Raw genomic sequence first — 23,006 nt, forward strand, 5'->3', positions numbered from 1 at the left:
GAGCCGCGGCGTCGACGGCGGCGAGCCCGGTCATGAATGCCGATCGGTCTGCCGTCGATGACCCCGGCCCCGGCCAGCGAGACTTCCGGCCAGCGAGACTTCCGGCCAGCGAGACTTCCGGCCAGCGAGACGTCCTGCCAGCGAGGCGTGCTGGGAGCCCGCCGGTGGGCCGGGGAGGGGAGCTCGAGGTTCATGCGCGGTGCCCAGGCGTGCTGGTTCACCACGGGGGTCGTGGTGAACCAGCTGGGGGTCACGGCTTCACCATGGTCCCGTGGTGTGACCGCACTTCCCGAGTGCAGTACCCCGGGGGATGTGCGGGTAGAGCGACATACCGTGGTGAAGCCGCAGACCCCGCGTGCCCCGCGCCGACGTCGGTGCGGCGTCGTAGGGTCACGCCCGTGGCCGTCCACCTGCACCGCGCCCCGCGGACCGACCGGCTCGCCGAGGACCTCGGCGGGCTGCTGTCGACGCCGCTGGCGGACCCCTTCGCCGAGGAGGTGGTCGTGGTGCCGGCGCGGGGCGTGGAGCGGTGGCTGACGCAACGGCTCTCCCACCGGCTCGGTGCCGGCCCCCGCGGAGGCGACGGGGTGTGCGCCGGCGTCCGCTTCCTCCAGCCCCGGTCGCTGGTCTCGCTGCTGCTCGGCCGCGACCGCGAGGACCCGTGGGACCCCGAGCGCCTCGTCTGGCCGCTGCTCGCCACGATCGACGCCAGCCTCGACGAGCCCTGGTGCACGACGCTCGCCGCCCACCTCGGCCACGGGCTGACCGGCCCCGACGCCGACCTGCGCAGCGGCCGGCGCTACAGCGTGGCCATCCGGCTCGCCTCGCTGTTCGCCTCGTACGCCGTGCAGCGGCCGCAGCTGGTCGCGGACTGGCGGGAGGGTCGCGACACCGATGGGGCCGGCGGTCAGGTGGCGGACGACCTCGCCTGGCAGCCCGAGCTCTGGCGCCGGCTGCTCGACCGGGTCGACGCCGAGCCGCCCGACGTGCGCCACGCGCGGGTGGTCGCCGCGCTGGAGGCCGACCGTGACCCGCACGGCGACGGGCTCGACCTGCCGCCCCGGCTCTCGCTCTTCGGGCACACCCGCATCCCCGTCACGGAGGTGGCGCTGCTCCGCGCGCTCGGCCGCCACCGCGACGTCCACCTGTTCCTGCCGCAACCGTCACCGGCCCTGTGGGACGCGCTGGCCGGGCTGGACGGGCCGGCCGGTGTGGTGGCCCGCGACGACGACACGTCTGCCGACCTCGTCGGCCACCCGCTGCTGGCCTCGCTGGGCCGCGACGCGCGCGAGCTGCGGCGGACGCTCGACCCGCTGGTGGCCGATCCGGTGGTCGAGGATCCGGTGGTTGAGGTGCGAGGCGCTCCGGCGCCGAGCCTCGAAACCCCCGCACCGGAGCAGGGCGGCGACACCATCAGCACGCCTCAGACCCTCTTGGGCTGGCTCCAGGCCGACCTGCGCGCCAACCACGCCCCGACCGCCGCCGAGCGGGCGGGCCGGACCCTCGCCGACGACGACCGCAGCCTGCAGGTCCACGCCTGCCACGGGTCCGCCCGCCAGGTCGACGTGCTGCGCGAGGTCCTCGTCGGCCTGCTCGAGGACGACCCGACCCTCGAGCCGCGCGACATCCTCGTGATGTGCCCCGACATCGAGACCTACGCGCCGCTGATCTCGGCCGGGTTCGGGCTCGCGCCCGCGGCCGGCGGCTCCGCCGAGGACGTCGGGCACCCCGCCCACCTGCTCCGGGTCCGGCTCGCCGACCGGGCGCTCACCAGCACCAACCCGCTGCTGGCGATCGCCGGCTCCCTGCTCGAGCTCAGTGGCGGCCGGGTCACCGCCTCGGAGGTGCTCGACCTCGCCGCCACCGACGCCTGCCGCCGCCGCTTCGGCTTCAGCGACGACGACCTCGACCGGATCAGCCGGTGGGTCGCCGCCTCCGGGGTCCGGTGGGGGCTCGACGGCCGGTCGCGGGCGTCGTTCCGGATGGACGGCTTCGAGCACAACACCTGGCGGGCCGGCCTCGACCGGGTGCTGCTCGGCGTCGCGATGAGCGGCGACGGCCACCGCCACCTCGGCCGCGGCCTGCCGCTCGACGACGTCGGCAGCAGCGAGATCGACCTCGCCGGCCGGCTGGCCGAGCTGCTCGACCGGCTCGGGGCGTGCCTGGCCGGGCTCCAGGCGGCGACCACGGTGGAGGAGTGGACCGACCGGCTGCGGCGCGGGGTCCGCTCGCTGACCGACGTCGGCCCCGACGACGCCTGGCAGCTGCCCCAGTTCGAGCGGGAGCTGGCCCGGACCGCCGCCTCCGCGGCCGACCGCGAGGTCGCGCTGCGGCTGCCGGACGTGCGGGCCCTGGTCCAGTCGCGGCTGGCGGGCCGCCCCACCCGCGCCAACTTCCGCACCGGCACCCTCACGGTCTGCACCATGGTCCCGATGCGGTCGGTGCCCCACCGGGTGGTCTGCCTGGTCGGCCTCGACGACGGGGTCTTCCCCCGGTCGCGGGCCGTCGACGGCGACGACGTGCTGGGCCGTCGCCCGCTCACCGGTGAGCGCGACGCGCGCAGCGAGGACCGCCAGCTGCTGCTCGACGCCCTGCTCGCCGCGACCGAGCACGTCGTCATCACCTACACCGGCGCCAACGAGCACTCCGGCGCCCGGCGACCGCCCGCGGTGCCGCTGGGGGAGATCCTCGACGCCGCCGACCGCACCACCGCGGCGCCGGTGCGCGACCGGATCCACACCCGCCACCCGCTCCAGCCGTACGACGCCCGCAACCTCAAGGCGGGTGACCCGGCGGCCGACCCGGCCGAGTGGGCCGACCCCGAGCTGCGCGGCCCGCAGCAGCGGCCGTTCAGCTTCGACCGGGCCGCGCTCGCCGGCGCCCGGGCGGCTGTCGGACCACGGCACGAGCCGCCGCCCCTGCTCACCGCGCCGCTGCCGCCGCGGCCCGCCGACGACGTCTCGCTCGCCGACCTCAAGGCGTTCCTGATGCACCCCGTCCGGGCGTTCCTGCGCTCGCGGCTCGACGTCGGGACCCCCTTGGAGCCGGACGAGCTCGGCGACGCCATCCCGGTCGGCCTGGACGCGCTGGAGGTCTGGCAGATCGGCGACCAGCTGCTCCGCGAGGTCCTCGCCGGCGGCGACCCGACGGCGGTGATGACCGCCGTGCAGCTGTCCGGCAGCCTCCCGCCGGGCGGGCTGGGCCAGGCCGCCCTGCACGGTGTCGTCGAGGAGTGCCAGAAGCTGCTGAGCAGCACGGCCGAGATCCGCCGGGGCGAGCGTCGCTCGCTCGACGTCGACGTCGACCTCGGGGGCGGCCGGCGGCTCACCGGCACCGTCGCGGGCGTCCACGAGTCGCGGATCGTCTCCCTCGGCTACTCCCGGCTCAAGCCCAAGCAGCGCCTGCAGGTCTGGGTGGACCTGCTCGCACTGAGCGCATCGCGCCCCGACGACCACTGGACCGCCCACGCCGTCGGCCGGGAGCGGGCCGGCCCGAAGCGGGCGCTCAGCGGGCCGCTCGACCACCGCGCCGCCGACTGGCTGCGCGAGCTCGTCGCGCTCCGCGACCGCGGCCTCACCGAGCCGCTCCCGCTGCCGGTGCTGACCGGCGCGGCCTGGGCCGAGGCCCGGCTGCATGAGCTGATGGGCTCCGACGCGTCGCCGCTCGAGGCCGCGCGCCGCGCCTGGGAGACCGACCCCCACAACAGGTTCGGCATCGAGGGCGAGGACGCCGACGCCTCCCACCAGCGGGTCTACGGCCGCGGCGCCCCGATCGGGCGGCTGGTCGAGGCGGGGCTGCCCGACCTCGCGTGGCAGGTGTGGGAGCCGCTGCTGACGGGCGGGGAGAAGGTGGGGCCCCTATGAGCGAGGCGCGAGTGAGCGAGCTGACCCCGTTCGACATCACCGCCGACCTCCCGACCGGGACGGTGCTGCTCGAGGCGAGCGCCGGCACCGGCAAGACCTGGACCATCGGCGCCCTGGTCACCCGGTACGTCGCGGAGGGCCACGCCCGGCTCGAGGAGATGCTGGTCGTCACCTTCGGCCGCGCCGCCAGCCAGGAGCTCCGTGAGCGGGTGCGCGCCCAGCTCGTCGAGGCCGAGCGGGTGCTCGGCGACGACCCGCCCGCCGCCGGCGGCCACGAGTCCGCCCTGGTCGCGCTGCTGCGCGGCTGGGACGACGAGCAGCGCCGCCTCGGCCACCGCCGGGTCGTCGAGGCGCTGGCCGGGTTCGACGCGGCGACCATCGCCACCACCCACCAGTTCTGCTCGCTGGTCCTCGACTCGCTGGGGGTCGCCGGCGACACCGACTCCCGCGCCCGCCTCGTCGAGGACCTCGACGACCTGGTCAAGGAGACCGTCGACGACCTCTACCTGCGCGCCTTCGCCTTCGCGCCAGAGGGGGCCGCGTTCGACCACGACGAGGCGATGGCGATCGCGCGCGCCGTCGTCACCGACCCGCAGGCGCGGCTCGAGCCCGCCGACGAGGACCGCAGCACGCCCGCCGGCCGCCGGGTCGCGTTCGCCGAGGCGGTCCGCGCCGAGCTCGACCGCCGCAAGCGACGGCTCGGGATCCTCTCCTACGACGACCTGCTCAGCCAGCTCGCCGACGCGCTCGAGGACCCCGACGGCGCCGCCCGGCAGCGGATGCGGCAGCGGTGGCGGATCGTGCTCGTCGACGAGTTCCAGGACACCGACCCCGTGCAGTGGCAGGTGCTCGACCGGGCCTTCTCCGGCCACGCCACGATGGTCCTGATCGGCGACCCGAAGCAGGCCATCTACGCCTTCCGCGGCGGCGACGTCGCGACGTACCTCCAGGCGGCCGAGACCGCGGCCTCCCGCCAGACCCTCGCGGTCAACTGGCGCAGCGACGCACCGCTGCTCGACTCCTTCCAGACGCTCCTGGCCGGCGCCGCACTCGGCGACGACCGCATCGTGGTGCGCGACGTCGCCGCCCACCACGACAAGACCCGGCTCGTCGGTGCCCCGTCGCCGGCGCCGTTCCGGGTGCGGGTGCTGCGCCGCTCCGACTTCGGCCGCCGCGGCGCCGGCACGCTCACGGTCGGGCAGGTCCGGCCCCACATCGCCCGCGACCTCGCGCTCGACGTCCGGCGACTGCTCGCCTCCGGAGCCACCGTCGACGGCGAGCCGATCCGCCCCCGCGACGTCGCGGTGATCAGCTACCGCCACGCCGACCTCGCCGCCGCCCGCGAGGCGCTGCTCGAGGCCGGGGTGCCGGCCGTGATCGCCGGCGGCGGCAGCGTCTTCGCGACGCCCGCGGCCGTCGAGTGGCTCACCGTGCTCGAGGCGCTCGAGCAGCCCCACCGCAGCACCCGCGTCCGGTCCGCCGCGCTCACCTGCTTCTTCGGCCACACCGCCGAGGAGATCGACCGGCGCGGCGACGACCTCACCGACGAGGTGGCCGAGGTGCTGCGCGGCTGGCTGGAGCTGTTAACCTCCCGCGGCGTCGCGGCCGTGGTCGAGGCCGCCACCGTGCGCGGCATGACCGCGCGGGTGCTCGCCGAGGTCGGCGGCGACCGCCGCCTCACCGACCTGCGCCACATCGGGGAGGCCCTCCACGAGGTCGCGCTCACCGAGCACCTCGGCCTCGTCTCGCTGCTCACCTGGCTGCGCGAGCAGGTTGCCGAGGGGCGGGCCGGCCGCGGCGTGGAGCGCACCCGGCGGCTCGACTCCGACGCCGCCGCGGTCCAGCTCGTCACGATCCACGCCAGCAAGGGCCTCGAGTACCCCGTCGTCTACCTCCCCGCGCTCGCCGACCGGCACGTCCCGAAGCCGTCGCGGCCGCTGTTCCACGACGACGAGGGCCGGCGTTGCCTCAACGTCGGCGGAGGAGGCGCCGGCTGGGCCGACCACTGCCGCCGCTGGCAGGACGAGGAGGCGGGCGAGTGGCTGCGGCTGCTCTACGTCGCCGTCACCCGCGCCAAGTCGCAGGTCGTCTGCTGGTGGGCGCCCACCAAGAACGCCGTCGCCTCGCCGCTCCACCGGATGCTGATGCGCGAGGCGGGGGAGACGGCCGTCCCCGACGCGCCGCCGGTGCCCTCCGACGACGAGGTCGTCGCCCTGTTCGCCCGGTGGCGCGATCGCGGCGGACCCGCGCCCGAGCCCGCCGCCCACGCCGACCCCGGCGCCGACCCGTCGCTGCCGGCCCCGCCGCCGTTGGCGGCCCGTGCCTTCACCCGCGTCGTCGACACCTCCTGGCGGCGCAGCTCCTACTCCTCGCTGACGCGGGTCGAGCAGCCCGCCGGGGCCGCCGGCACGGGCGCCGGTGCAGCGATCGCGGGTGCGGTCGGCAGCGAGCCGGAGGTCACCGGCAAGGACGACGAGCCCGCCGACCCGGTGCTCGGCGTGCTCCAGGGCGACGGGGGCGCCGTGCCATCCCACCCGGCGCCCGCGACGGACCCGGCCGCCGAGGTGCCGTCGCCGATGGCGGGGCTGCCGGTGGGGGCGACGTTCGGGTCGCTGGTCCACGCCGTCCTCGAGCACGCCGACCCCGACGCCGCCGACCTCCGCGAGGAGCTGCTGGGGCACATCGACGAGCAGCTCGGCTGGTGGCCGGTCCCCGTCGACCGCGAGGAGCTGGCCGACGCGCTGGTCGCGGTCTGCGACAGCCCGCTCGGGCCGCTGGCCGGCGACACCACCCTGCGGCGGATCCCGCTCACCGACCGGCTGCGCGAGATGGAGTTCGAGCTGCCGCTGGCCGGGGGCGACCTGCCGGGCCTTGACCGGGCCCCCGACGTGCGCCTCGGCGACCTCGCGCCGCTGCTGCGCCGCCACCTGCCCGAGGGCGACCCGGTCCGGGGCTGGGCCGACGCGCTCGTGGGGGAGCTGGGCGCGCAGTCGCTGCGCGGCTACCTCACCGGCTCGGTCGACGTGGTGCTCCGGGTCCCGGGCGACCCCGACAGCCGCGGCAGGGGGGCCGAGCCGCGCTACCTCGTCGTCGACTACAAGACCAACTGGCTCGGCCCGGCGGACGTTCCGCTCACCGCGGCCAGCTACCGCCCCGACGCGCTGGACGCCGCGATGGGTCACTCCGACTATCCCCTCCAGGCGCTGCTGTACGCCGCGGTCCTCCACCGGTTCCTGCGCTGGCGGCTGCCCGGCTACGACCCCGACCGCCACCTCGGCGGGGTGCTCTACCTCTACCTGCGCGGCATGTGCGGGCCGGAGACCCCGGTGGTCGACGGCCACCCGTGCGGGGTGTTCTCGTGGCGGCCGCCGTCGGCGCTGGTCGTCGCGGTGAGCGACCTTCTCGACGGGCTCACGAACGAGAAGGCGGAGGGGGCGCGCCGATGACCGAGCTCTTCGAGCCGACGAGCGAGCACGACTGGCGGCTGGCGTCCGGCGCCACCGGGCTGCTGCAGGCCTTCAACGACGGCGGGCTGCTGCACGCCGCCGACGTCCACGTCGCCGCCCGGCTCGGCTCGCTCGGCGGCGAGGAGGACGCACGCGTGCTGCTTGCCGTCGCCCTCGCGGTCCGGGCGGTGCGCCGCGGCTCGGTCTGCCTCGACCTGGCCGCCGCCCCCGCGTCCGCACCCGAGCTGGCCTGGCCCGACCCGGCCGGCTGGGCCGAGGCCGTCCGTGCTTCGCCGCTCGCCGAGGCGGGCGCGATCCGCTGGGACCACGGGCTGCTCTACCTCGACCGCTACCACCGGCTCGAGACGCAGGTGCTCGACGACCTGCTCGCCCGCGCCGCCCAGCCGCCGCCCCCGGTCGACGACGCGCGGCTCGAGGCGGCTGTCGGACTCATCCGCGGCGGCCGGTTCAGCGCCGAGCAGGAGGCCGCCGCGGTGGCCGCCGCCCGCCGCTGGACGACGATCCTCACCGGCGGCCCCGGCACCGGCAAGACCACCACCGTGGCCCGGATGCTCGTGCTGCTCGCCGACCAGGCCGCGGCGCGTGGGGAGCGGCTCTCGGTGGCCGTGGCCGCCCCGACCGGCAAGGCCGCGACGCGGCTCCAGGAGGCGGTCGCCACCGAGCTCGCCGCGGTCGCCGGACTCTCGGAGGCCTCCCGCGAGGCGGCGGAGCGGGTCGGCGCCCCGGACGGCGTGACGCTCCACCGGCTGCTCGGCTGGCGCCCCGACAACGCCACCCGCTTCCGCCACGACCGCGGCAACCGGCTCAAGTACGACGTGGTCGTGGTCGACGAGTCCTCGATGGTCGAGCTGACCATGATGGGCCGGCTGCTCGAGGCGATGCGCCCCCAGTCCCGGCTGATCCTGGTCGGCGACCCCGAGCAGCTGACGTCCGTCGGGGCGGGCGCCGTGCTCAGCGACCTCGTGGCCGGCTTCGGTTCGGGGGGCAGCTCGCCGGTCGCCGCCCTCACCCACAACTACCGGTCCGAGGAGGACATCAAGGCGCTCGCCGAGGCGCTGCGCGGTGACGACGCCGACGAGGTGCTCGCGGTGCTGCGACGGCCCTCGGACCAGGTCGAGTTCGTCGAGGCCGCCACCGAGGACGAGCTCGAGGCGGCGCTGCGCCCCGACTCCGTCGCCGCCGCCACCGCCGTGCGCGCGGCCGCCCTCGCCGACGACCCGGAGGCGGCCTTGGCCGAGCTCGACGACTTCCGGCTGCTGTGCGCCCACCGCGAGGGGCCCTACGGCGTACGCCGGTGGAACCACCACGTCGAGCGCTGGATGGCCGAGCAGCCGGGGGTCGAGCTCCACGACCGCTGGTACGTCGGCCGCCCGCTGCTGGTGACCCGCAACGACTATGCGCTCGACGTCTACAACGGCGAGATCGGCGTCGTCGTCCGACGCGACGGCCGGCGGCGGGCGTTCGTCGCCGGCTCCGACGGGCTGCGCGAGTTCGCGCCCGGCCGGCTCGACGCCGTCGAGACGATGCATGCCATGACCATCCACAAGAGCCAGGGCAGCCAGGCTCGTCGGGTGACCGTGCTGCTCCCCGAAGAGGGGTCGCGGCTGCTCACCCGCGAGCTCTTCTACACCGCGGTGACCCGCGCCCAGCAGCACGTGCGAGTCGTCGGCACCGAGGCGGCGGTCCGGGCCGCGGTCGCGACTCGGGCGCAGCGCGCGACCGGCCTCCGGCTGCGGCTGGAGGCCACCCGCTGAGCACACGCCCGGGGCCGCGACGGCGGGTGACCGCAGGCTGAAAGTGTCATGTGCGCGAAACGCGGGCGGGCTAGGGTCGAGGGACCAGAAAGAGGAGCGTGTGAGATGCCCTTCCTGCTGCGCGTGGAGCTGCCGGACGTGCCCGGCTCGCTCGGTCGGCTCGCCGCCGCGATCGGTGAGGCGGGCGGCGACATCGAGGCCATCGAGATCGTCGAGAAGGGCCGCGACGGCGTCGCGGTCGACGACGTGCTGCTCGAGACCGCGCCGGGCGCCATGCCCGACCAGATCGTCTCGGCGTGCAACGAGCTCGACGGCGTGAACGTGCTCTGGATCAGCCGGTACGCCGCCGGCGGCAACGTCTTCCTCGACCTCGAGGCCGTCGAGGACCTGACCGAGCACCCCACCGAGGCCCTCGACCGGCTCGTCGACCTGCTGCCCGCGGTCTTCCGCTCCGACTGGGGCGCACGCATCCACCGCGACCACGGCGTCCGCCACGCCACGCAGGGCGCGCCCGACGAGATCCCGTGGGCCGCGCTCGACGTCCACGGCGGCCGGCTCGGCGCCCCCGACGACGTCAACCTGGTCTGCGGGGCCCGTGTCGACGACGACGAGATCGTGGTCATCGGCCGCCGCGGCGGCCCGGCGTTCCTCGACTCCGAGCTCGCCCGGCTCGGGCACCTCGCGGCGCTGGCAACCCGGATCGCGGGCCAGGCCGTCCCGCACTGACAGGCGGCTGGTCACCGGGGCGTCGCCCCTCGATACCTTTGCCGCCATGAGCGCGATCGACGGTGTGTCCGAGATCTTCGACGCCGAGGCCTGGGACCCGGTCCCCGGCTTCGAGGACCTGACCGACCTCACCTACCACCGGGCCCGGGCGCACGGCACGGTCCGGATCGCCTTCGACCGGCCCGACGTGCTCAACGCCTTCCGCCCCCACACCGTCGACGAGCTGCTGCGGGTGCTCGAGCACGCACGCACGTCCAGCGACGTGGGCTGCGTCCTGCTGACCGGCAACGGCCCGGGGGAGCGGCACGGCAAGTGGGCGTTCTGCACGGGCGGCGACCAGCGGATCCGCGGCCGCACGGGCTACCAGTACGAGGCCGGCACCGAGGGCGGCGTCCAGGACGCCCGCACCCCGGCCGACCAGGCGCGGCTCGGTCGGCTCCACATCCTCGAGTGCCAGCGACTGATCCGCTTCATGCCGAAGGTCGTCATCTGCCTGGTCAACGGCTGGGCGGCCGGCGGCGGCCACTCGCTCCACGTCGTCGCGGACCTGACGCTCGCCAGCCGCGAGCACGCCCGGTTCAAGCAGACCGACGCCGACGTCGGCTCGTTCGACGGCGGCTTCGGCTCGGCGTACCTCGCCCGTCAGGTGGGCCAGAAGTTCGCGCGCGAGATCTTCTTCCTCGGCGATGAGTACGACGCCGAGGCCGCGCACCGGATGGGCATGGTCAACAAGGTCGTGCCCCACGCCGAGCTCGAGGCCGAGGCACTCGAGTGGGGCCGCAAGATCAACGCCAAGTCGCCGACGGCGCAGCGGATGCTGAAGTACTCCTTCAACCTGATCGACGACGGCCTGGTCGGCCAGCAGCTGTTCGCCGGCGAGACCACTCGGCTCGCCTACATGACCGACGAGGCGGTCGAGGGCCGCGACCAGTTCCTCGAGAAGCGCGACCCCGACTGGTCGCAGTTCCCCTGGTACTACTGAGCCGCTGCGGGGCGGAGTTGGTCAGCGCGCGCGGCGCCGGCGGCGCAGGTGCAGCCAGGTGTCGCGCTGCACCTCGGACTCGCCCCAGCGGGTGACCTCCCGCCACCAGGTCAACTCCCAGCCGAGGATGCGTACGCGCCGCTCGCGGACCAGGTCTCCCGTGGCGTCGTGGGTACGGTCGGGTCGATGGGTTCTGGGTCTCCGGCGACTACGCAAGGGTGGGCATGCTCCGCTTCCCCCCCGAGATCGTGCGCACGCCGGTCGACGTACATGGTGGTGCAGCGGCACCGCCAGACTAGTCGGTACCCGGCAGGGGCCACGCGACACTCGCGGGCGCCGGCCGATAGCGTTGAACCGTGCGGGTGGTGGTCTTGACCGGAGCGGGGATCTCCGCCGAGAGCGGGGTGCCGACCTTCCGCGACGCCGACGGCCTCTGGGAGGGCCACCGCGTCGAACAGGTCGCGACGCCGCAGGCCTACGACCTGGCGCCGGGCCTGGTGCACCGGTTCTACGACGCCCGGCGGCGCTCGCTCGCGAAGGTGTCGCCCAACCCGGCCCATGTTGCGCTCGCGCGGCTCGAGGAGGCGCTCGGCGACGACCTGCTGGTGATCACGCAGAACATCGACGACCTCCACGAGCGGGCCGGCTCCCGGCGGGTGCTGCACATGCACGGCGAGCTGCTCTCCGCACTGTGCCGCGCCTGCGCCGCCCGGATGCGGTGGACCGAGGACCTGGTCGACCTGCCGCCGTGCCCCCGCTGCGGCGTCACCGAGCTGCGCCCCGACGTCGTGTGGTTCGGCGAGATGCCCTACGGGCTGGACGAGATCTTCGCCGCCCTCGACTCCGCCGACCTGTTCGTGGCGGTCGGCACCTCCGGCGCGGTCCACCCCGCCGCGGGCTTCGTGCAGATGGCGGCCGGGGCCGGTGCGCGCACCCTCGAGCTCAACCTCGCACGCAGCGAGGTGTCGGTGCTGTTCGACGAGACCCGGCAGGGGCCCGCCGGGGCACTCGTCCCCGGATGGGTCGACGAGCTGCTGGGCCCGGCCGGTTCCTGACCCCCGGCGACGACCCGAGTGCGGCAGACTGTGCCGGGCCGTTCCCGGATCGACCTAGGAGCTCTCGGATGCATGCCCGTTCCCACGCCCGGCTGGCGGTGCCCGCCCTCGTCCTCGCCCTCGCCGGCTGCAGCCAGCAGGTCACGGTCGACGAGCAGGAGGTCGAGCGGCAGGTGAGCTCGGTGCTCGAGGAGATGGCCGGGCAGGCCCCCGACGACGTCGACTGCCCCGGGGACCTCGAGGGCGAGGAGGACACCCGGATGCGGTGCGTCCTCGCGGCCGGCGAGGACCGGCTCGGCCTCACCGTGACCGTGACCGGCGTCGACGGCACCGACGTCGCGTTCGACGTCGAGGTGGACGACGAGGTGATGGAGTGAACGTCGGACCGGTGACCGCCGAGGAGCTCCGGCGCCGCGTCGAGGTGGCCGCGGAGGGCACGCCGTACGTCGTCACGCCGACCCGCAGGGGCTTCGACGTCACGCTCGACATCGTCGACGCCCAATGGTTCGGCCTGCTCAACAAGGCGGGCCTCTCCAAGGTCTACACCCACCACGTCGCGGTGCGGGAGGACGGCACCTACACGGTGACCGATGACGTCCGGACCGTGGAGTGGGTGGCCGGCGTGCCCCAGGTGAAGGGCTCGAGCGAGCGGATGTACGGCCGCGTCAAGGAGCTCGGCGTCCAGAAGGTGTGGGCGCTCGACGAGCACGGCCGGTTCGGCCAGGTGGTCGACTTCCGGTTCAGCTCGGAGGAGGGCCGCGACCTCGTGGAGGCTGTCGCGGAGCAGCTGGGGCTGCGGCTGCGGCGCGGCGCTGCCGAGACTGTCGGGCTGGTCTTCGGTGTCATCGGTGCGGTCGGAGCGCTGGCCACGATCGTGGTGCTGGTGGTGCTGTTCCTGATGGGGAAGTTCTAGCCCGACAGCCGCTCGACGCCTGGTGGCGCCACCGGCGTGGCTGCCGCCACGAACTGCTGGAACTCCCGCCCCGCCACGGGGAGCTGCTCCTCGGTGCAGGTCAGGGTGTACAGCAGGACGATCGCGCGGGAGGGCCGGCCCACGTCGACGAGGGCCGTCAGGACCTGGCCCTGGCGGAGCTGGTGGGTGCGGCCGTCAACCGTCGCCGTGGCCGCCAGCAGCTGGGTGAGGCCCGGGGCGCGGTCGCTGCCGTGTCGCGAGCGCTCGAGCAGCCGGACGTCGGAGGCCTGGGCCGCCAGCACGTCGAGTGACTCGTCACCGATGCGGTCGAGGTCCACGCCGTGCTCGTGCCAGCCGCCGCTGACCGTGAGGACGGGCGCGTAGTCCGAGTTGTCGCCGCTCTCGCGCAGGGCCAGGAAGGCCGCCGTGGGGACGCCATGGGCGTCGGGGTCACGCCGCGACCACGCCGCGGACGGCAGCCGGAGCTCCACGGGGATCGGCAGGTCCTTCACGGCCGGCCCCCCGTCGTCACCGTGCTGCTGGTCAGTCCAGCCATGAGCCGATCCCTTCCACGACGTCGCCGCCGGTCTCCCAGATCTCGGGGAAGTCCAGCGTCACCTCGCCACCTACCTTGCCGCCGAGCCCGAACGCCAGACCACCCGAGCCTCCCACGGTGAAGGCTCCGTCGTCCCAGCCGAGGTCGACGTCGCCCGCCAGGCCGAATCCCGCCCAGCCCTCGGCGGTGACGCCACCACCGACGCCGCCGACGTCACCCTCGAGGTCGACGCCGGCCCTCCCACCCGCGAAGACCTCACCACCGGCGTGCAGTCCCGTGCGGTCGGCGACGAAGTGCCCGCCGGCGGTGCCTCCGGCGAACGCGTCGCCGGCCAGCCCGACCTCGGCATGTCCCCCCTCCAGGCCGGTGCTGCCCTCGAGCCGGACGGCGGTGGCCGTGGCCTCGGCGTTGACCCGCACACCGTCCCCGTCGATGGTGGCCTCGGCCTCGCCGGACGCGGCGAGGATCGTGACCGACCCGTCTGCGTTGACCCGGACCGGCCCCCAGTAGTCCTCCCAGCTGCCCTCGGCGCGCGCGACCCACGCCTGGCCTTCGACGTGCCCCAGGCTGATCTTGAACGGGCCACCGTCGTGGCGGTCGTCGTACGAGCCGTCGCGGCCGGTCGCCGGGTCCCTGCCGAATGTGTCCTCCCAGGAGCGCCAGCTGAACGAGGGCCCCTCGGCACTCGCGTCGGCGCCGAGCACGTCGGCGTCACCCTCGGTGCGTGCGCCTTCCAGCCCTCCCAAGGCAACCAGTGCGGCCTGTCCGGCCTCCTCGAGGCCGGCCCGGGCCTGCGCCAGGACCTGACGGGCCTCCTCCCGGACGGACTCTCCGGGGTCGATGAACGGTCCGGGCGGGGCGGGTCGGAGTACGGGCACCGGCAGCCCGCCGAACGGGGAGTGGGACGGGGCGGGTGCGCAGGCCGCGGTGTTCCAGGCCTGCACGGCGGCGTTGTGCGCGGCCACCGCCCCGCGGGTGGCGCGCTCGCCCTCCTCCCAGCGGTCGATCGCCACCTGGGCCTGCGCCTGCGCGCCGCGCAGGGCGGCGGCGTACGTGGCGAGGGCCGAGGCCGCCTGTTCCAGCAGCGAGAGCATGGCCTTCCAGCGGGTGAGCTCGGCGTCGTGGGCTGCCTCGTAGGCCCAGGCCGTCAGGCCGGTCCAGCCGGGGACGGCGACCGACCGCACGAGGTCGTAGCGGTCGCCGATCCGGGTGTGCTCGCGGCGCAGGGCGGCGACGTTGGCGTCCACGTGGCCGGGGTCGCCGGGGACGAGCTGACGCGGGTCGAGGGTCTCGCCGAGCTCGCGCGAGGGCGGCGCGGTCACGGGGCCGTGCCTCCGGGCCGGAACCCGCTCGCGACACCCTGGTCGGTGGCGGTGAAGTCGTCCGCGGCGGCGGCCAGGCGACCGGCGAGGGACTCACCTCCGGCGCCGAGCGCCTGACCGGCCTTGTCGCACTGGTCGACGACCGCGAGGAACCAGGCGGCGAGCTCGACGTGTCCGAAGGAGGTCGGAGTCACGTGCTCCTCGGGGAAGTCGTAGTCGACGAGCGGCGAGGTCGCCGACCGCAGCCGGGCGGCAGCGGCGCGAAGGGCGCCCGGCTCGACCTCGATGGAGCCCATGGACATGTCAGTCACCTTCCCCCGGTGGTGTCGACGGGGTCCTACCCCCGCTGCCCGATCTCAATCCTGCGACGGACAACCTGTCCCGGGAGACGACGCCGTCCCGGCCCGAGGGTGCAGGTTCAGCGGGCGAGCTCCTCGGCGAGCAGCGCCTCGAGCCGCTCGCGGTCGTCGTCCATGCCGAGCCGGCCCATCCACTCGTGGACGAACGCGGCGAACATGGCGCCGCTCTCGATGACCCGCGGGTCGAGGTGGCCGAACACCTCGAGCGTCACCACGCCGTACAGCCCGGTCCACGCGGACATGAAGACCCACAGCAGGCCGCGGTGGTCCTCGGGCACCCGCTCGAGGTCGATCGGCAGCAACGGGTCGCGCAGCGCCTCGGCCACCGCCGGGTCGAGCTCGTCGAGGGAGGGGTGGGGGAAGCGGGTGTGCTCCCACAGGTCGAGGAGCAGACCGTTGAAGTAGTGGCCGGAGGTCGCCGCGGTGAGGAGGTCGCGACGGGCGCACGACCCGTCGGCGATCGGGTTGGCGAACACCAGCGAGAACTCGCGCGGGCTGGTCAGCGCCCAGCGCCGGAACGCCGCCGACGAGACGAGGAGCCGCCCGGCGGGGTCGTCCTCGGCGCAGCGGGCGGCGGCGTCGCGGAACCCCGCGGTCGCGGCCTTGTCGATCTCGAAGGCAACCAGGTCGACCAGGTCCTGGTAGCTGGCGACGTAGCGGTAGAGGGCGGGCGCGGTCATGCCCATGCGCCCGGCGACCGCGCGGAGCGAGAGCTCCTGCTTCTCGGCGAGCAGCTCGCGGGAGACGCGCACGATCTCGTCGAACGTCGCCTCGCGCTGCCGCTCCCGGCGGGAGCCGGCCCGGTCCACCTGCGTCACCCGGCCATCCTCTCGTCCAGACCAGTGGCGGGCCACCCTGCCCCGCCGTTGACGCCATTAGTTTACACCGTTTACCGTGAACAGTGTTCACTTTCCTGATGGGGTGTCACAAGGAGTCGTCATGATGGAGCGCTGGGGGGCCTTCGTGGCCCGGCGGGCGTGGGCCGTGCTGCTGGCCGGGGTCGCGGTGGTGCTGACCGCCGGCGTGTACGGCGCGGGGGTGTTCGACCACCTGTCGCAGGGCGGCTTCGACGACCCCGACAGCGAGTCGGCGCGGGCGTTCGTGGCCGAGCGCGAGGCGCTGGGCAACCAGGGCGTCGACGTCGTCGCGATCTACTCGAGCGACGAGCTGACCGCCCGTGACCCCGAGTTCCGCGAGGCGGTCGACGAGGTCCTCGCCGCCGTCCCGGCCGGGACTGTCGACACCGTCCGCAGCTGGTACGACACCCGCAGCCCCGACATGATCAGCGGCGACGGCCGCGCCGTCCAGGTCCACGTGTCGCTGGCCGGCGAGGGCCAGGACGCGCTGCTCGACAACTGGGACCGCCTGGAGCCGGCCCTCGAGTCCGAGGTGCTGCGCACCGACCTGGCGGGCGCCTTCGCCGTCTACGGCGACGTCAACGAGATCACCTCCGAGGACCTGCGCCGTGCCGAGGAGATCTCGCTGCCGATCGTGGTGCTGCTCGCGCTGCTGATCTTCGGAAGCCTGGTGGCGGCCGCGATGCCGGCGCTCGTCGGCGCGCTCGCCGTGGTGGGGTCGCTGGCGGTGATCCGGCTGCTCACGGAGGCCACCGAGGTCTCGGTCTTCTCCGTCAACGTGATCACCCTGCTGGGCATGGGCCTGGCCATCGACTACGCCCTCTTCGTCATCAGCCGCTTCCGCGAGGAGCTGCTGGCGCTGCCGGCCGACGACCCGGCCGCGTCGGCCACCGCGACCGAGCGCACCATGGCCACCGCCGGCCGCACCGTGCTGTTCTCCGGCCTGACCGTGGCCGCGGCCATGTCGTCGCTGCTGGTCTTCCCGCAGGGCTTCCTCCGGAGCATGGGGTACGGCGGCATGGCGGCCGTGCTGGTCGCGATGCTGGCCGCGCTGACCGTGCTGCCCGCGGTGCTGCGGCTGCTCGGGCGGCGGATCGACGCCGGCCGGATGCCGTGGCGCCGGCACCGGCCCGTCGCGGTCGGCGACGAGCACGGCCGCTGGGCTCGGCTCGCCCACGGCGTGATGCGCCGCCCCGTCGTCGTGATGGTGGTGGTCACCGGGGCGCTGCTCGCGGTCGCGTCGCCGTTCCTCAACGCCACGTTCGGCTCGGTCGACCACCGCATCCTGCCCGCCGACGCCCCGGCGCAGGTCGCCGCCGAGCGGCTCAACACCGACTTCGGCCCCGAGCGCTCCAGCGCCAACCTGCTGCTGCAGGGAACCGACGACCGCGACGTAGCGGCGTACACCCGCGAGGTCGCGGCGGTCGACGGGGTGATCGGCGTTCAGCCGGTGGCCGCGAAGGACGGGACGACGCTGCTGCGGGCGTTCTGGGAGGGCAACAGCCAGAGCGAGGCGAGCCAGGACCTGGTGCGCGAGCTGCGCGGGATCGAGCCGGCGTCCGGCGAGGTGTTGGTGGGCGGGCTGACCGCCGACACCGTCGACCTCATCGCCTCGGTCGGCGACCACCTGCCCTGGATGGGCCTGATCGTCGTCGGCGTGATGCTGGTTCTGCTGTTCCTGGCCTTCGGGTCGGTGGTGCTGCCGGTGAAGGCGGTCGTCATGAACGCCATCTCGATCACCGCGTCGTTCGGTGTGGTCACCTGGATCTTCCAGGACGGCAACCTGTCCGACCTGCTCGGCTTCGAGTCCACCGGTTTCCTCGACGCGACCAACCCGATCCTGATGCTGGCGATCCTGTTCGGCCTGTCCATGGACTACGAGGTGTTCCTGCTGTCCCGGGTGCGTGAGGAGTGGGACCGCAGCCACGACAACACCCGGGCCGTCGCGGCCGGCGTGCAGAAGACCGGCCGGATCATCACCAGTGCCGCGCTGCTGCTCGGCGTGGTCATCGGTGCCTTCGGCCTCTCGGGCATCGTCTTCATGAAGATGATCGGCATCGGCATGCTGGTCGCGCTGCTGCTCGACGCGACGGTGGTGCGCGCGCTGCTGGTGCCGGCGACGATGAAGCTGCTCGGCCGCTGGAACTGGTGGGCGCCGGCGCCGATGGCCCGCTGGTGGGAGCGGCACGGCTGGCGCGAGCCCGAGGACGCTCCCGCCCCGCTGCCCGCCTCCGAGCGGGAGTCGGTCGGTGTGGTCTGATGGCCGGGTGACCAGAGAAGCCGGAGTGCTGAACAAGAAGACCGCAATCGGGGGCGCCGCGCTGGGCCTGCTGCTGTCGGGCTGCGGCGGCGGGTTCGCCGACCAGTCCGCGCAGGAGATCACCGACGCCGCCGCCGAGGACATGAAGGCGCTGAGCTCGGTCCGCGTGCAGGGGGACATCCAGGCCGAGGGCCAGGAGATCTCGCTCGACATGCGCATCACCACCGAGGGCAGCTGCGACGGCACCATCAGCGTGATGGGCGGGACCGCCGAGATCCGCAGCACGGGCGACCAGACCTGGTTCCGCCCGGACGAGGCGTTCTGGCAGGCCACCGCCGGTGGCGCGGCCGGCCAGATCATGAGCCTCGTCGGCGACAAGTGGGTCGTCATGCCGCCCGAGCAGGCCGATGTCGCCTCCTTCTGCGACCTCGACGAGCTGCTCGACGAGGTCGAGGGCGGCGACGACAACGACGTCACCAAGGGCGAGACCGAGGAGGTCGACGGCGAGGAGGCCGTGATCGTCGAGGGTGAGACCGACGAGGGTGACCCGGTCAAGGCGTGGGTCGCCGTCGACGGCGAGCACTACATCCTCAAGATGGAGGTCGAGCAGGGCGACGAGCCCGGCACGATCACCTTCTCCGAGTTCGACGAGGAGCTCGAGGTCGAGGCGCCGCCGGAGGAAGAGGTCATCGACCTCGCCCAGCTCGCCGGCTGACCGGCCGACCTCAACCGACTCCCTGCGCCGGGCGCGCTGGTGCGGTGACCTACCGGGCCCGCACCAGCGCGCCGGCGTGGGCCGGCAGCCGCAGCACGTCCTCGGCGACGACGTCCGGCCCGGTGGCGAACAGCAGCTCGCCCAGCCCCAGGTCGGCCTCCTTGACCACGGCCTCCTGCTCGCCGAAGTTGACCGCCACGAGCAGCCCCCCGCGCCGCATCAGGAACAGCCGCGCCTCCTCGTCGACCTCGCACCGCACCGACCCGAACGACGGGTCCGTCAGCTCGGGCAGCGCGCGGCGCAGCGCGCCGAGCCGCTGGTAGGCGTCGAGCAGCCGCGCGTGCCGCCCCGAGGTGGCCTCGGCCCAGTCGAGCTTCGAGCGCCGGAAGGTCTCGGGGTCCTGCGGGTCGGGGACCACGTCGGGGTCCCAGCCCATCCGCTCGAACTCCGTGATCCGCCCCTCCGCCGTGGCCCGGCCCAGCTCGGGCTCGGGGTGGGAGGTGAAGAACTGGAAGCGGGTCGAGGCGCCCCACTCCTCGCCCTGGAAGAGCATCGGGGTGAACGGCCCGGCCAGGGTGAGCAGCGCGGCGCAGCCGAGCTGGTGCTCGTCGAGCTTCTCGGTGATCCGGTCGCCGACGGCGCGGTTGCCGATCTGGTCGTGGTTCTGGCTGCACACCACGAGCCGCCACGTCGGCATCGCGTCCGTGTCCACGGGCGTGCCGTGGTCGCGGCCGCGGAACGACGACCACGTGCCGTCGTGGAAGAAGCCCCGCTCGCACACCTTCGCCAGCGCCGACAGCGGCGCGAAGTCGGCGTAGTAGCCGTCGGTCTCGCCGGTGAGCGCGACGTGCACGGCGTGGTGGAAGTCGTCGCTCCACTGCGCGTCCAGCCCGTACCCGCGGGACTCGCGCGGGGTGACGAGGTGCGGGTCGTTGAGGTCGGACTCCGCGATCAGCGTCAACGGCCGTCGCTGGTGGGCGGAGAGTGCCGCCACCTCCACCGCCATCTCCTCGAGCAGGTGCCGGCCCGACTCGTCGGACAGCGCGTGCACGGCGTCGAGCCGCAGCCCGTCGACGTGGTAGTCCTCCAGCCACATCCGCACGTTGTCGAGGATGTAGCGCCGGACCTCGGCCGACCCGTCCCCGTCGAGGTTGACCAGGTCGCCCCAGGTGTTGCGCCCGGTCTTCAGGTAGGGCCCGAAGAGCGGCAGGTAGTTCCCGGACGGCCCGAGGTGGTTGTAGACGACGTCCTGGATGACGCCGAGCCCCGCCGCGTGGCAGCCGTCGACGAAGCGCATGTAGGCCTCGGGGCCGCCGTACGGCTCGTGGACGGCGTGCCAGAGCACGCCGTCGTACCCCCAGTTGTGGGTGCCGTTGACGGCGTTGACCGGCATCAGCTCGACGAGGTCGACGCCGAGCTCGCGCAGGTGCCCGAGCTTCTCCAGCGCCGCGTCGAGGGTGCCCTCGGGGGTGAAGGTGCCGAGGTGGAGCTCGTAGACCACCGAGCCGGCCAGCTGGCGGCCGGTCCAGGTGTGGTCGTTCCAGACGTACGTCGACGGGTCGAACGTGCGCGAGAGGTCGTGGACGCCGCGGGGCTGCCGCCGCGACCTCGGGTCGGGGCGCGGGGTGTCGTCGTCGCCGAGCAGGTAGCCGTAGTCGACCTCGCCGTCCGGCACCGCGGCTGCCGGGGTCCACCAGCCGTCCCCCGCGCGCTCCATGTCGACGACGTCGCCGTCGACCAGCAGTCGGACCCGGTCGGGCGCCGGCGCCCAGACGTCGAAGCGACCTCGGCTCACTTGTCCTCCTCGAGCAGCAGGGCGACGGGCAGGTCCGCGAGCAGGTCGGCGAGCTGCACCTCGTTCGGGCCTGCGGCACCAGGCGTCGAGCCCGTCGAGACCGCGCGGCCGCTGAGCGCGTCGCGCCACGTCCCGGCCGGCAGGGTGAGGGTGGTCCCCCCCCAGCCGCCGCGCGCGGCCAGCCCGACCGGCAGCCGGGTGGCGACGGTGACGGCGCCGCCGCGGTCGAAGGCGAGGACGTGGTCGGCCGCCTCGCCGTCCGCAGCCAGACCCCGGTACGTCGTGAACAGCCCGGGCCGGTCGCGCCGGGCCGTGAGCGCCCGGTGGGTGACCAGCAGCTTGGCGCTGCCGGGGTCGTCGAGCCGGTCGGTGAGCCCCGGGGGCGCCGCTCCGGTCGCGGACGACCGGGACAGCTCGGACAACATGTCGGCGCGGACGTCGAAGTCGACCGGCCGCCGGTTGTCGGGGTCGACGAGGCTCTGCTCCCACAGCTCGCTGCCCTGGTAGACGTCCGGGACGCCCGGCATCGTGAGGGCCACCAGCTTCGCGGCCAGTGCGTTGCTCCACCCCGGGCCGGCCAGGTCGGCGGCGAGCCCCTCGAGGACCTCGGCCACCCGCGGGTCGTCGAACGTGGCGTCGACGGCGGCGTGCACCGCCGCCTCGTAGTCCGCGTCGACCGCCGTCCAGGTCGTGTGGTCGCCGGCCTCGCGCATCGCCTTCTCGGCGTACCCGTGGAGCCGGTCGCGGCTCGCGGGCCAGGCTCCGAGCACGGCCTGCCACAGCAGCGAGCCGAAGCCCGGGTCCGGCAGCGGCGCCAGGGCCAGCAGCCGGTCCAGCGCCTCCTCCCACCGCTGCGGCACCTCGGCGAGCGCGTTGATGCGGGTCCGGACGTCCTCGCTGCGCTTGGTGTCGTGGGTGGTCAGCGTCGTCATGCCGTGGGGCCAGTCGGCCTGCCGCCGGACCATCGCGTCGTGGAAGGCCGCGACGTCGAGGGCGAACGTCGACGGGTCGCCGCCCACCTCGTTGAGCGAGGTGAGCCGGGAGTAGCGGTAGAAGGAGCAGTCCTCGACGCCCTTGGCCATCACCATGCCGCTGGTCTGCTGGAAGCGCTTGGCGGGCTCCGCGTCGGGGTCGCCGAGCACCCGTTCGAGGACCTCGAACGCCGTCGGGTCGAGGTGCTGGGCGTCGATCCGGGCCCGCTCGAGCGCCTCGTCGAAGTGGTCACGCCCCTCGGGGAGGTACGAGCGGTAGACGGGGAAGGCGGCCAGCAGGGTCGCCACGGCCTCCTCCAGGACGGGCTCCGCCACGGAGGTGTCGAGCTCGCGGACCTCGCGCACGATGCGGCGCACCTCGGCGCGCAGGGAGCCCTGCGCGACCTCGAGCTTGCGCGCGAAGACGTAGGAGGGCCAGTGGAGCTCGCCGCCCCGCAGCCGCGCCTCGAGGGCGTCGAGCGGCTTCTCGCCGGCGGGGTCGGTGAGCACCCGGTCGACCAGCGCGAGGGCGTCGTACCCGGTGGTGCCGGCGGTCGCCCAGGACCGCGGCAGCTCCTCGCCGGGCTCGAGGATCTTCTCGACGAGCACGTAGGCGCCGCCGGTCAGCCGGGCGAGGTCGTCGAGGTAGCCCTTCGGGTCGCGGACCCCGTCGGGGTGGTCGACGCGCAGGCCGTCGACCAGCCCCTCGTCGAACCAGCGCCGGATCTCCACGTGGCTTGCGTCGAAGACGGCGGGGTCCTCGACCCGGATGCCGGCCAGCGAGGTGACGGTGAAGAACCGCCTGTAGTTGAGGTCGGTGTCGCCCACGCGCCAGTTGACCAGCTCGTAGTGCTGCCGGTCGTGGACCTCGTTCGGGTCGTCGCCCTCGCTCCACGTCCCGGGTGCCAGCGGGAACCGGTTGTCGTGGTAGCGCAGCTCGCCGTCGACGACGGCGAGGTTGCCGACCGGTCCGCCCTCCGGCGAGCGGTCGTCGTCGCCGAGCACCGGGATCAGGATCCTGCCGCCGCCGGCCTCCCAGTCGACGTCGAACGCCGACGCGAACCGCGACCCGCGGCCGTGGGTGAGCAGGTCCCACCACCAGGCGTTGTGGGCGGGCGTCGCGACCCCGACGTGGTTGGGGACGATGTCGACGAGCACGCCCATGCCGAGGCGACGGGCCTCGGTGGCGAGGACGGCCAGGCCGTCCTTGCCGCCACGGGAATCGTCGACCCGGTCGTGGGCGACGACGTCGTAGCCGTGGTCGCTGCCCGGCTCCGCCGCGAGCAGCGGCGACAGGTAGACCCAGTCGACGCCCAGCGCGTGGAGGTACGGCAGCCGCCGGGCCGCCTCGTGCAGGTCGAAGTCCGCCGTCACCTGCAGGCGGTAGGTGCTGGCCGGGACGCGCATCCGG

16 protein-coding genes are annotated in these 23,006 nt (G+C 74.4%); 10 read left to right on the plus strand and 6 right to left on the minus strand.

The window, feature by feature from the left end:
* Nucleotides 1-398 precede the first annotated feature (398 nt).
* From recC to ACFP2E_RS02845, 8 genes are all read left to right on the plus strand, one after another.
* On the plus strand, nucleotides 399-3,863 hold the full coding sequence (gene recC, locus ACFP2E_RS02810; protein ID WP_378522344.1) for an exodeoxyribonuclease V subunit gamma: 3,465 nt from the start codon (nucleotides 399-401) through the stop codon (nucleotides 3,861-3,863).
* On the plus strand, nucleotides 3,860-7,309 hold the full coding sequence (locus tag ACFP2E_RS02815; RefSeq protein WP_378522345.1) for a UvrD-helicase domain-containing protein: 3,450 nt from the start codon (nucleotides 3,860-3,862) through the stop codon (nucleotides 7,307-7,309). The genes recC and ACFP2E_RS02815 overlap by 4 nt, the downstream gene beginning before the upstream one ends.
* On the plus strand, nucleotides 7,306-9,084 hold the full coding sequence (recD, locus tag ACFP2E_RS02820; RefSeq protein ID WP_378522346.1) for an exodeoxyribonuclease V subunit alpha: 1,779 nt from the start codon (nucleotides 7,306-7,308) through the stop codon (nucleotides 9,082-9,084). Before ACFP2E_RS02815 ends, recD begins: the two co-directional genes overlap by 4 nt.
* Before the next feature lie 114 nt (nucleotides 9,085-9,198).
* Complete coding sequence (locus ACFP2E_RS02825; protein ID WP_378522510.1) at nucleotides 9,199-9,810, plus strand: ACT domain-containing protein; 612 nt, start codon at nucleotides 9,199-9,201, stop codon at nucleotides 9,808-9,810.
* A gap of 46 nt (nucleotides 9,811-9,856) precedes the next feature.
* Nucleotides 9,857-10,792: a 1,4-dihydroxy-2-naphthoyl-CoA synthase gene (locus ACFP2E_RS02830; RefSeq protein WP_378522347.1), complete on the plus strand. Its 936-nt coding sequence runs from the start codon at nucleotides 9,857-9,859 to the stop codon at nucleotides 10,790-10,792.
* Nucleotides 10,793-11,148: 356 nt separating this feature from the next.
* Nucleotides 11,149-11,847 (plus strand): NAD-dependent deacylase, encoded by a 699-nt coding sequence (locus tag ACFP2E_RS02835; protein WP_378522348.1) that lies wholly within the window; start codon nucleotides 11,149-11,151, stop codon nucleotides 11,845-11,847.
* A gap of 68 nt (nucleotides 11,848-11,915) precedes the next feature.
* Nucleotides 11,916-12,224 (plus strand): DUF4333 domain-containing protein, encoded by a 309-nt coding sequence (locus tag ACFP2E_RS02840; protein ID WP_378522349.1) that lies wholly within the window; start codon nucleotides 11,916-11,918, stop codon nucleotides 12,222-12,224.
* Nucleotides 12,221-12,760 carry a hypothetical protein gene (locus ACFP2E_RS02845; RefSeq protein ID WP_378522350.1) on the plus strand — a complete coding sequence of 180 codons (540 nt, stop codon included), beginning with the start codon at nucleotides 12,221-12,223 and terminating at the stop codon, nucleotides 12,758-12,760. Before ACFP2E_RS02840 ends, ACFP2E_RS02845 begins: the two co-directional genes overlap by 4 nt.
* On the opposite strand, the gene ACFP2E_RS02850 is transcribed toward ACFP2E_RS02845, so the two are convergent.
* From ACFP2E_RS02850 to ACFP2E_RS02865, 4 genes are all read right to left on the minus strand, one after another.
* On the minus strand, nucleotides 12,757-13,272 hold the full coding sequence (locus tag ACFP2E_RS02850) for a hypothetical protein (protein WP_378522351.1): 516 nt from the start codon (nucleotides 13,270-13,272) through the stop codon (nucleotides 12,757-12,759). The genes ACFP2E_RS02845 and ACFP2E_RS02850 overlap by 4 nt on opposite strands.
* Nucleotides 13,273-13,303: 31 nt before the next feature.
* Nucleotides 13,304-14,638: a putative T7SS-secreted protein gene (locus ACFP2E_RS02855; protein ID WP_378522352.1), complete on the minus strand. Its 1,335-nt coding sequence runs from the start codon at nucleotides 14,636-14,638 to the stop codon at nucleotides 13,304-13,306.
* On the minus strand, nucleotides 14,635-14,940 hold the full coding sequence (locus tag ACFP2E_RS02860; protein WP_378522353.1) for a hypothetical protein: 306 nt from the start codon (nucleotides 14,938-14,940) through the stop codon (nucleotides 14,635-14,637). Before ACFP2E_RS02860 ends, ACFP2E_RS02855 begins: the two co-directional genes overlap by 4 nt.
* Before the next feature lie 116 nt (nucleotides 14,941-15,056).
* On the minus strand, nucleotides 15,057-15,815 hold the full coding sequence (locus ACFP2E_RS02865; protein ID WP_378522354.1) for a TetR/AcrR family transcriptional regulator: 759 nt from the start codon (nucleotides 15,813-15,815) through the stop codon (nucleotides 15,057-15,059).
* 121 nt (nucleotides 15,816-15,936) lie between these two features.
* On the opposite strand from ACFP2E_RS02865, the gene ACFP2E_RS02870 reads away from it, so the two are divergent.
* Both ACFP2E_RS02870 and ACFP2E_RS02875 read left to right on the plus strand, forming a co-directional pair.
* Nucleotides 15,937-18,114: an MMPL family transporter gene (locus tag ACFP2E_RS02870; protein ID WP_378522355.1), complete on the plus strand. Its 2,178-nt coding sequence runs from the start codon at nucleotides 15,937-15,939 to the stop codon at nucleotides 18,112-18,114.
* A 7-nt stretch (nucleotides 18,115-18,121) separates the two neighbouring features.
* Complete coding sequence (locus tag ACFP2E_RS02875) at nucleotides 18,122-18,829, plus strand: hypothetical protein (RefSeq protein ID WP_378522356.1); 708 nt, start codon at nucleotides 18,122-18,124, stop codon at nucleotides 18,827-18,829.
* A 49-nt stretch (nucleotides 18,830-18,878) separates the two neighbouring features.
* Here the strand turns inward: ACFP2E_RS02875 and treZ are convergent, their stop codons facing one another.
* Both treZ and treY read right to left on the minus strand, forming a co-directional pair.
* Nucleotides 18,879-20,624, minus strand: coding sequence for a malto-oligosyltrehalose trehalohydrolase (gene treZ / locus ACFP2E_RS02880; protein ID WP_378522357.1), 1,746 nt, complete (start codon nucleotides 20,622-20,624; stop codon nucleotides 18,879-18,881).
* The gene (gene treY, locus ACFP2E_RS02885; protein WP_378522358.1) at nucleotides 20,621-23,002 is read right to left on the minus strand and encodes a malto-oligosyltrehalose synthase; all 2,382 of its coding nucleotides are present in this window, start codon (nucleotides 23,000-23,002) and stop codon (nucleotides 20,621-20,623) included. Before treY ends, treZ begins: the two co-directional genes overlap by 4 nt.
* Nucleotides 23,003-23,006: the final 4 nt, after the last annotated feature.

This window comes from Nocardioides sp. GCM10027114, from assembly GCF_042659625.1.
Taxonomy (GTDB): Bacteria; Actinomycetota; Actinomycetes; order Propionibacteriales; family Nocardioidaceae; genus Nocardioides.

What these genes read in the sequence shown, in the direction of transcription:
- recD (WP_378522346.1), top strand. Translation starts at nt 7,306, where the DNA reads ATGACCGAGCTCTTCGAGCCGACGAGCGAGCACGACTGGCGGCTGGCG.
- ACFP2E_RS02840 (WP_378522349.1), top strand. Translation starts at nt 11,916, where the DNA reads ATGCATGCCCGTTCCCACGCCCGGCTGGCGGTGCCCGCCCTCGTCCTC.
- ACFP2E_RS02815 (WP_378522345.1), top strand. Translation starts at nt 3,860, where the DNA reads ATGAGCGAGGCGCGAGTGAGCGAGCTGACCCCGTTCGACATCACCGCC.
- ACFP2E_RS02870 (WP_378522355.1), top strand. Translation starts at nt 15,937, where the DNA reads ATGATGGAGCGCTGGGGGGCCTTCGTGGCCCGGCGGGCGTGGGCCGTG.
- ACFP2E_RS02830 (WP_378522347.1), top strand. Translation starts at nt 9,857, where the DNA reads ATGAGCGCGATCGACGGTGTGTCCGAGATCTTCGACGCCGAGGCCTGG.
- treY (WP_378522358.1), bottom strand. Translation starts at nt 23,002, where the DNA reads ATGCGCGTCCCGGCCAGCACCTACCGCCTGCAGGTGACGGCGGACTTC.
- ACFP2E_RS02860 (WP_378522353.1), bottom strand. Translation starts at nt 14,940, where the DNA reads ATGTCCATGGGCTCCATCGAGGTCGAGCCGGGCGCCCTTCGCGCCGCT.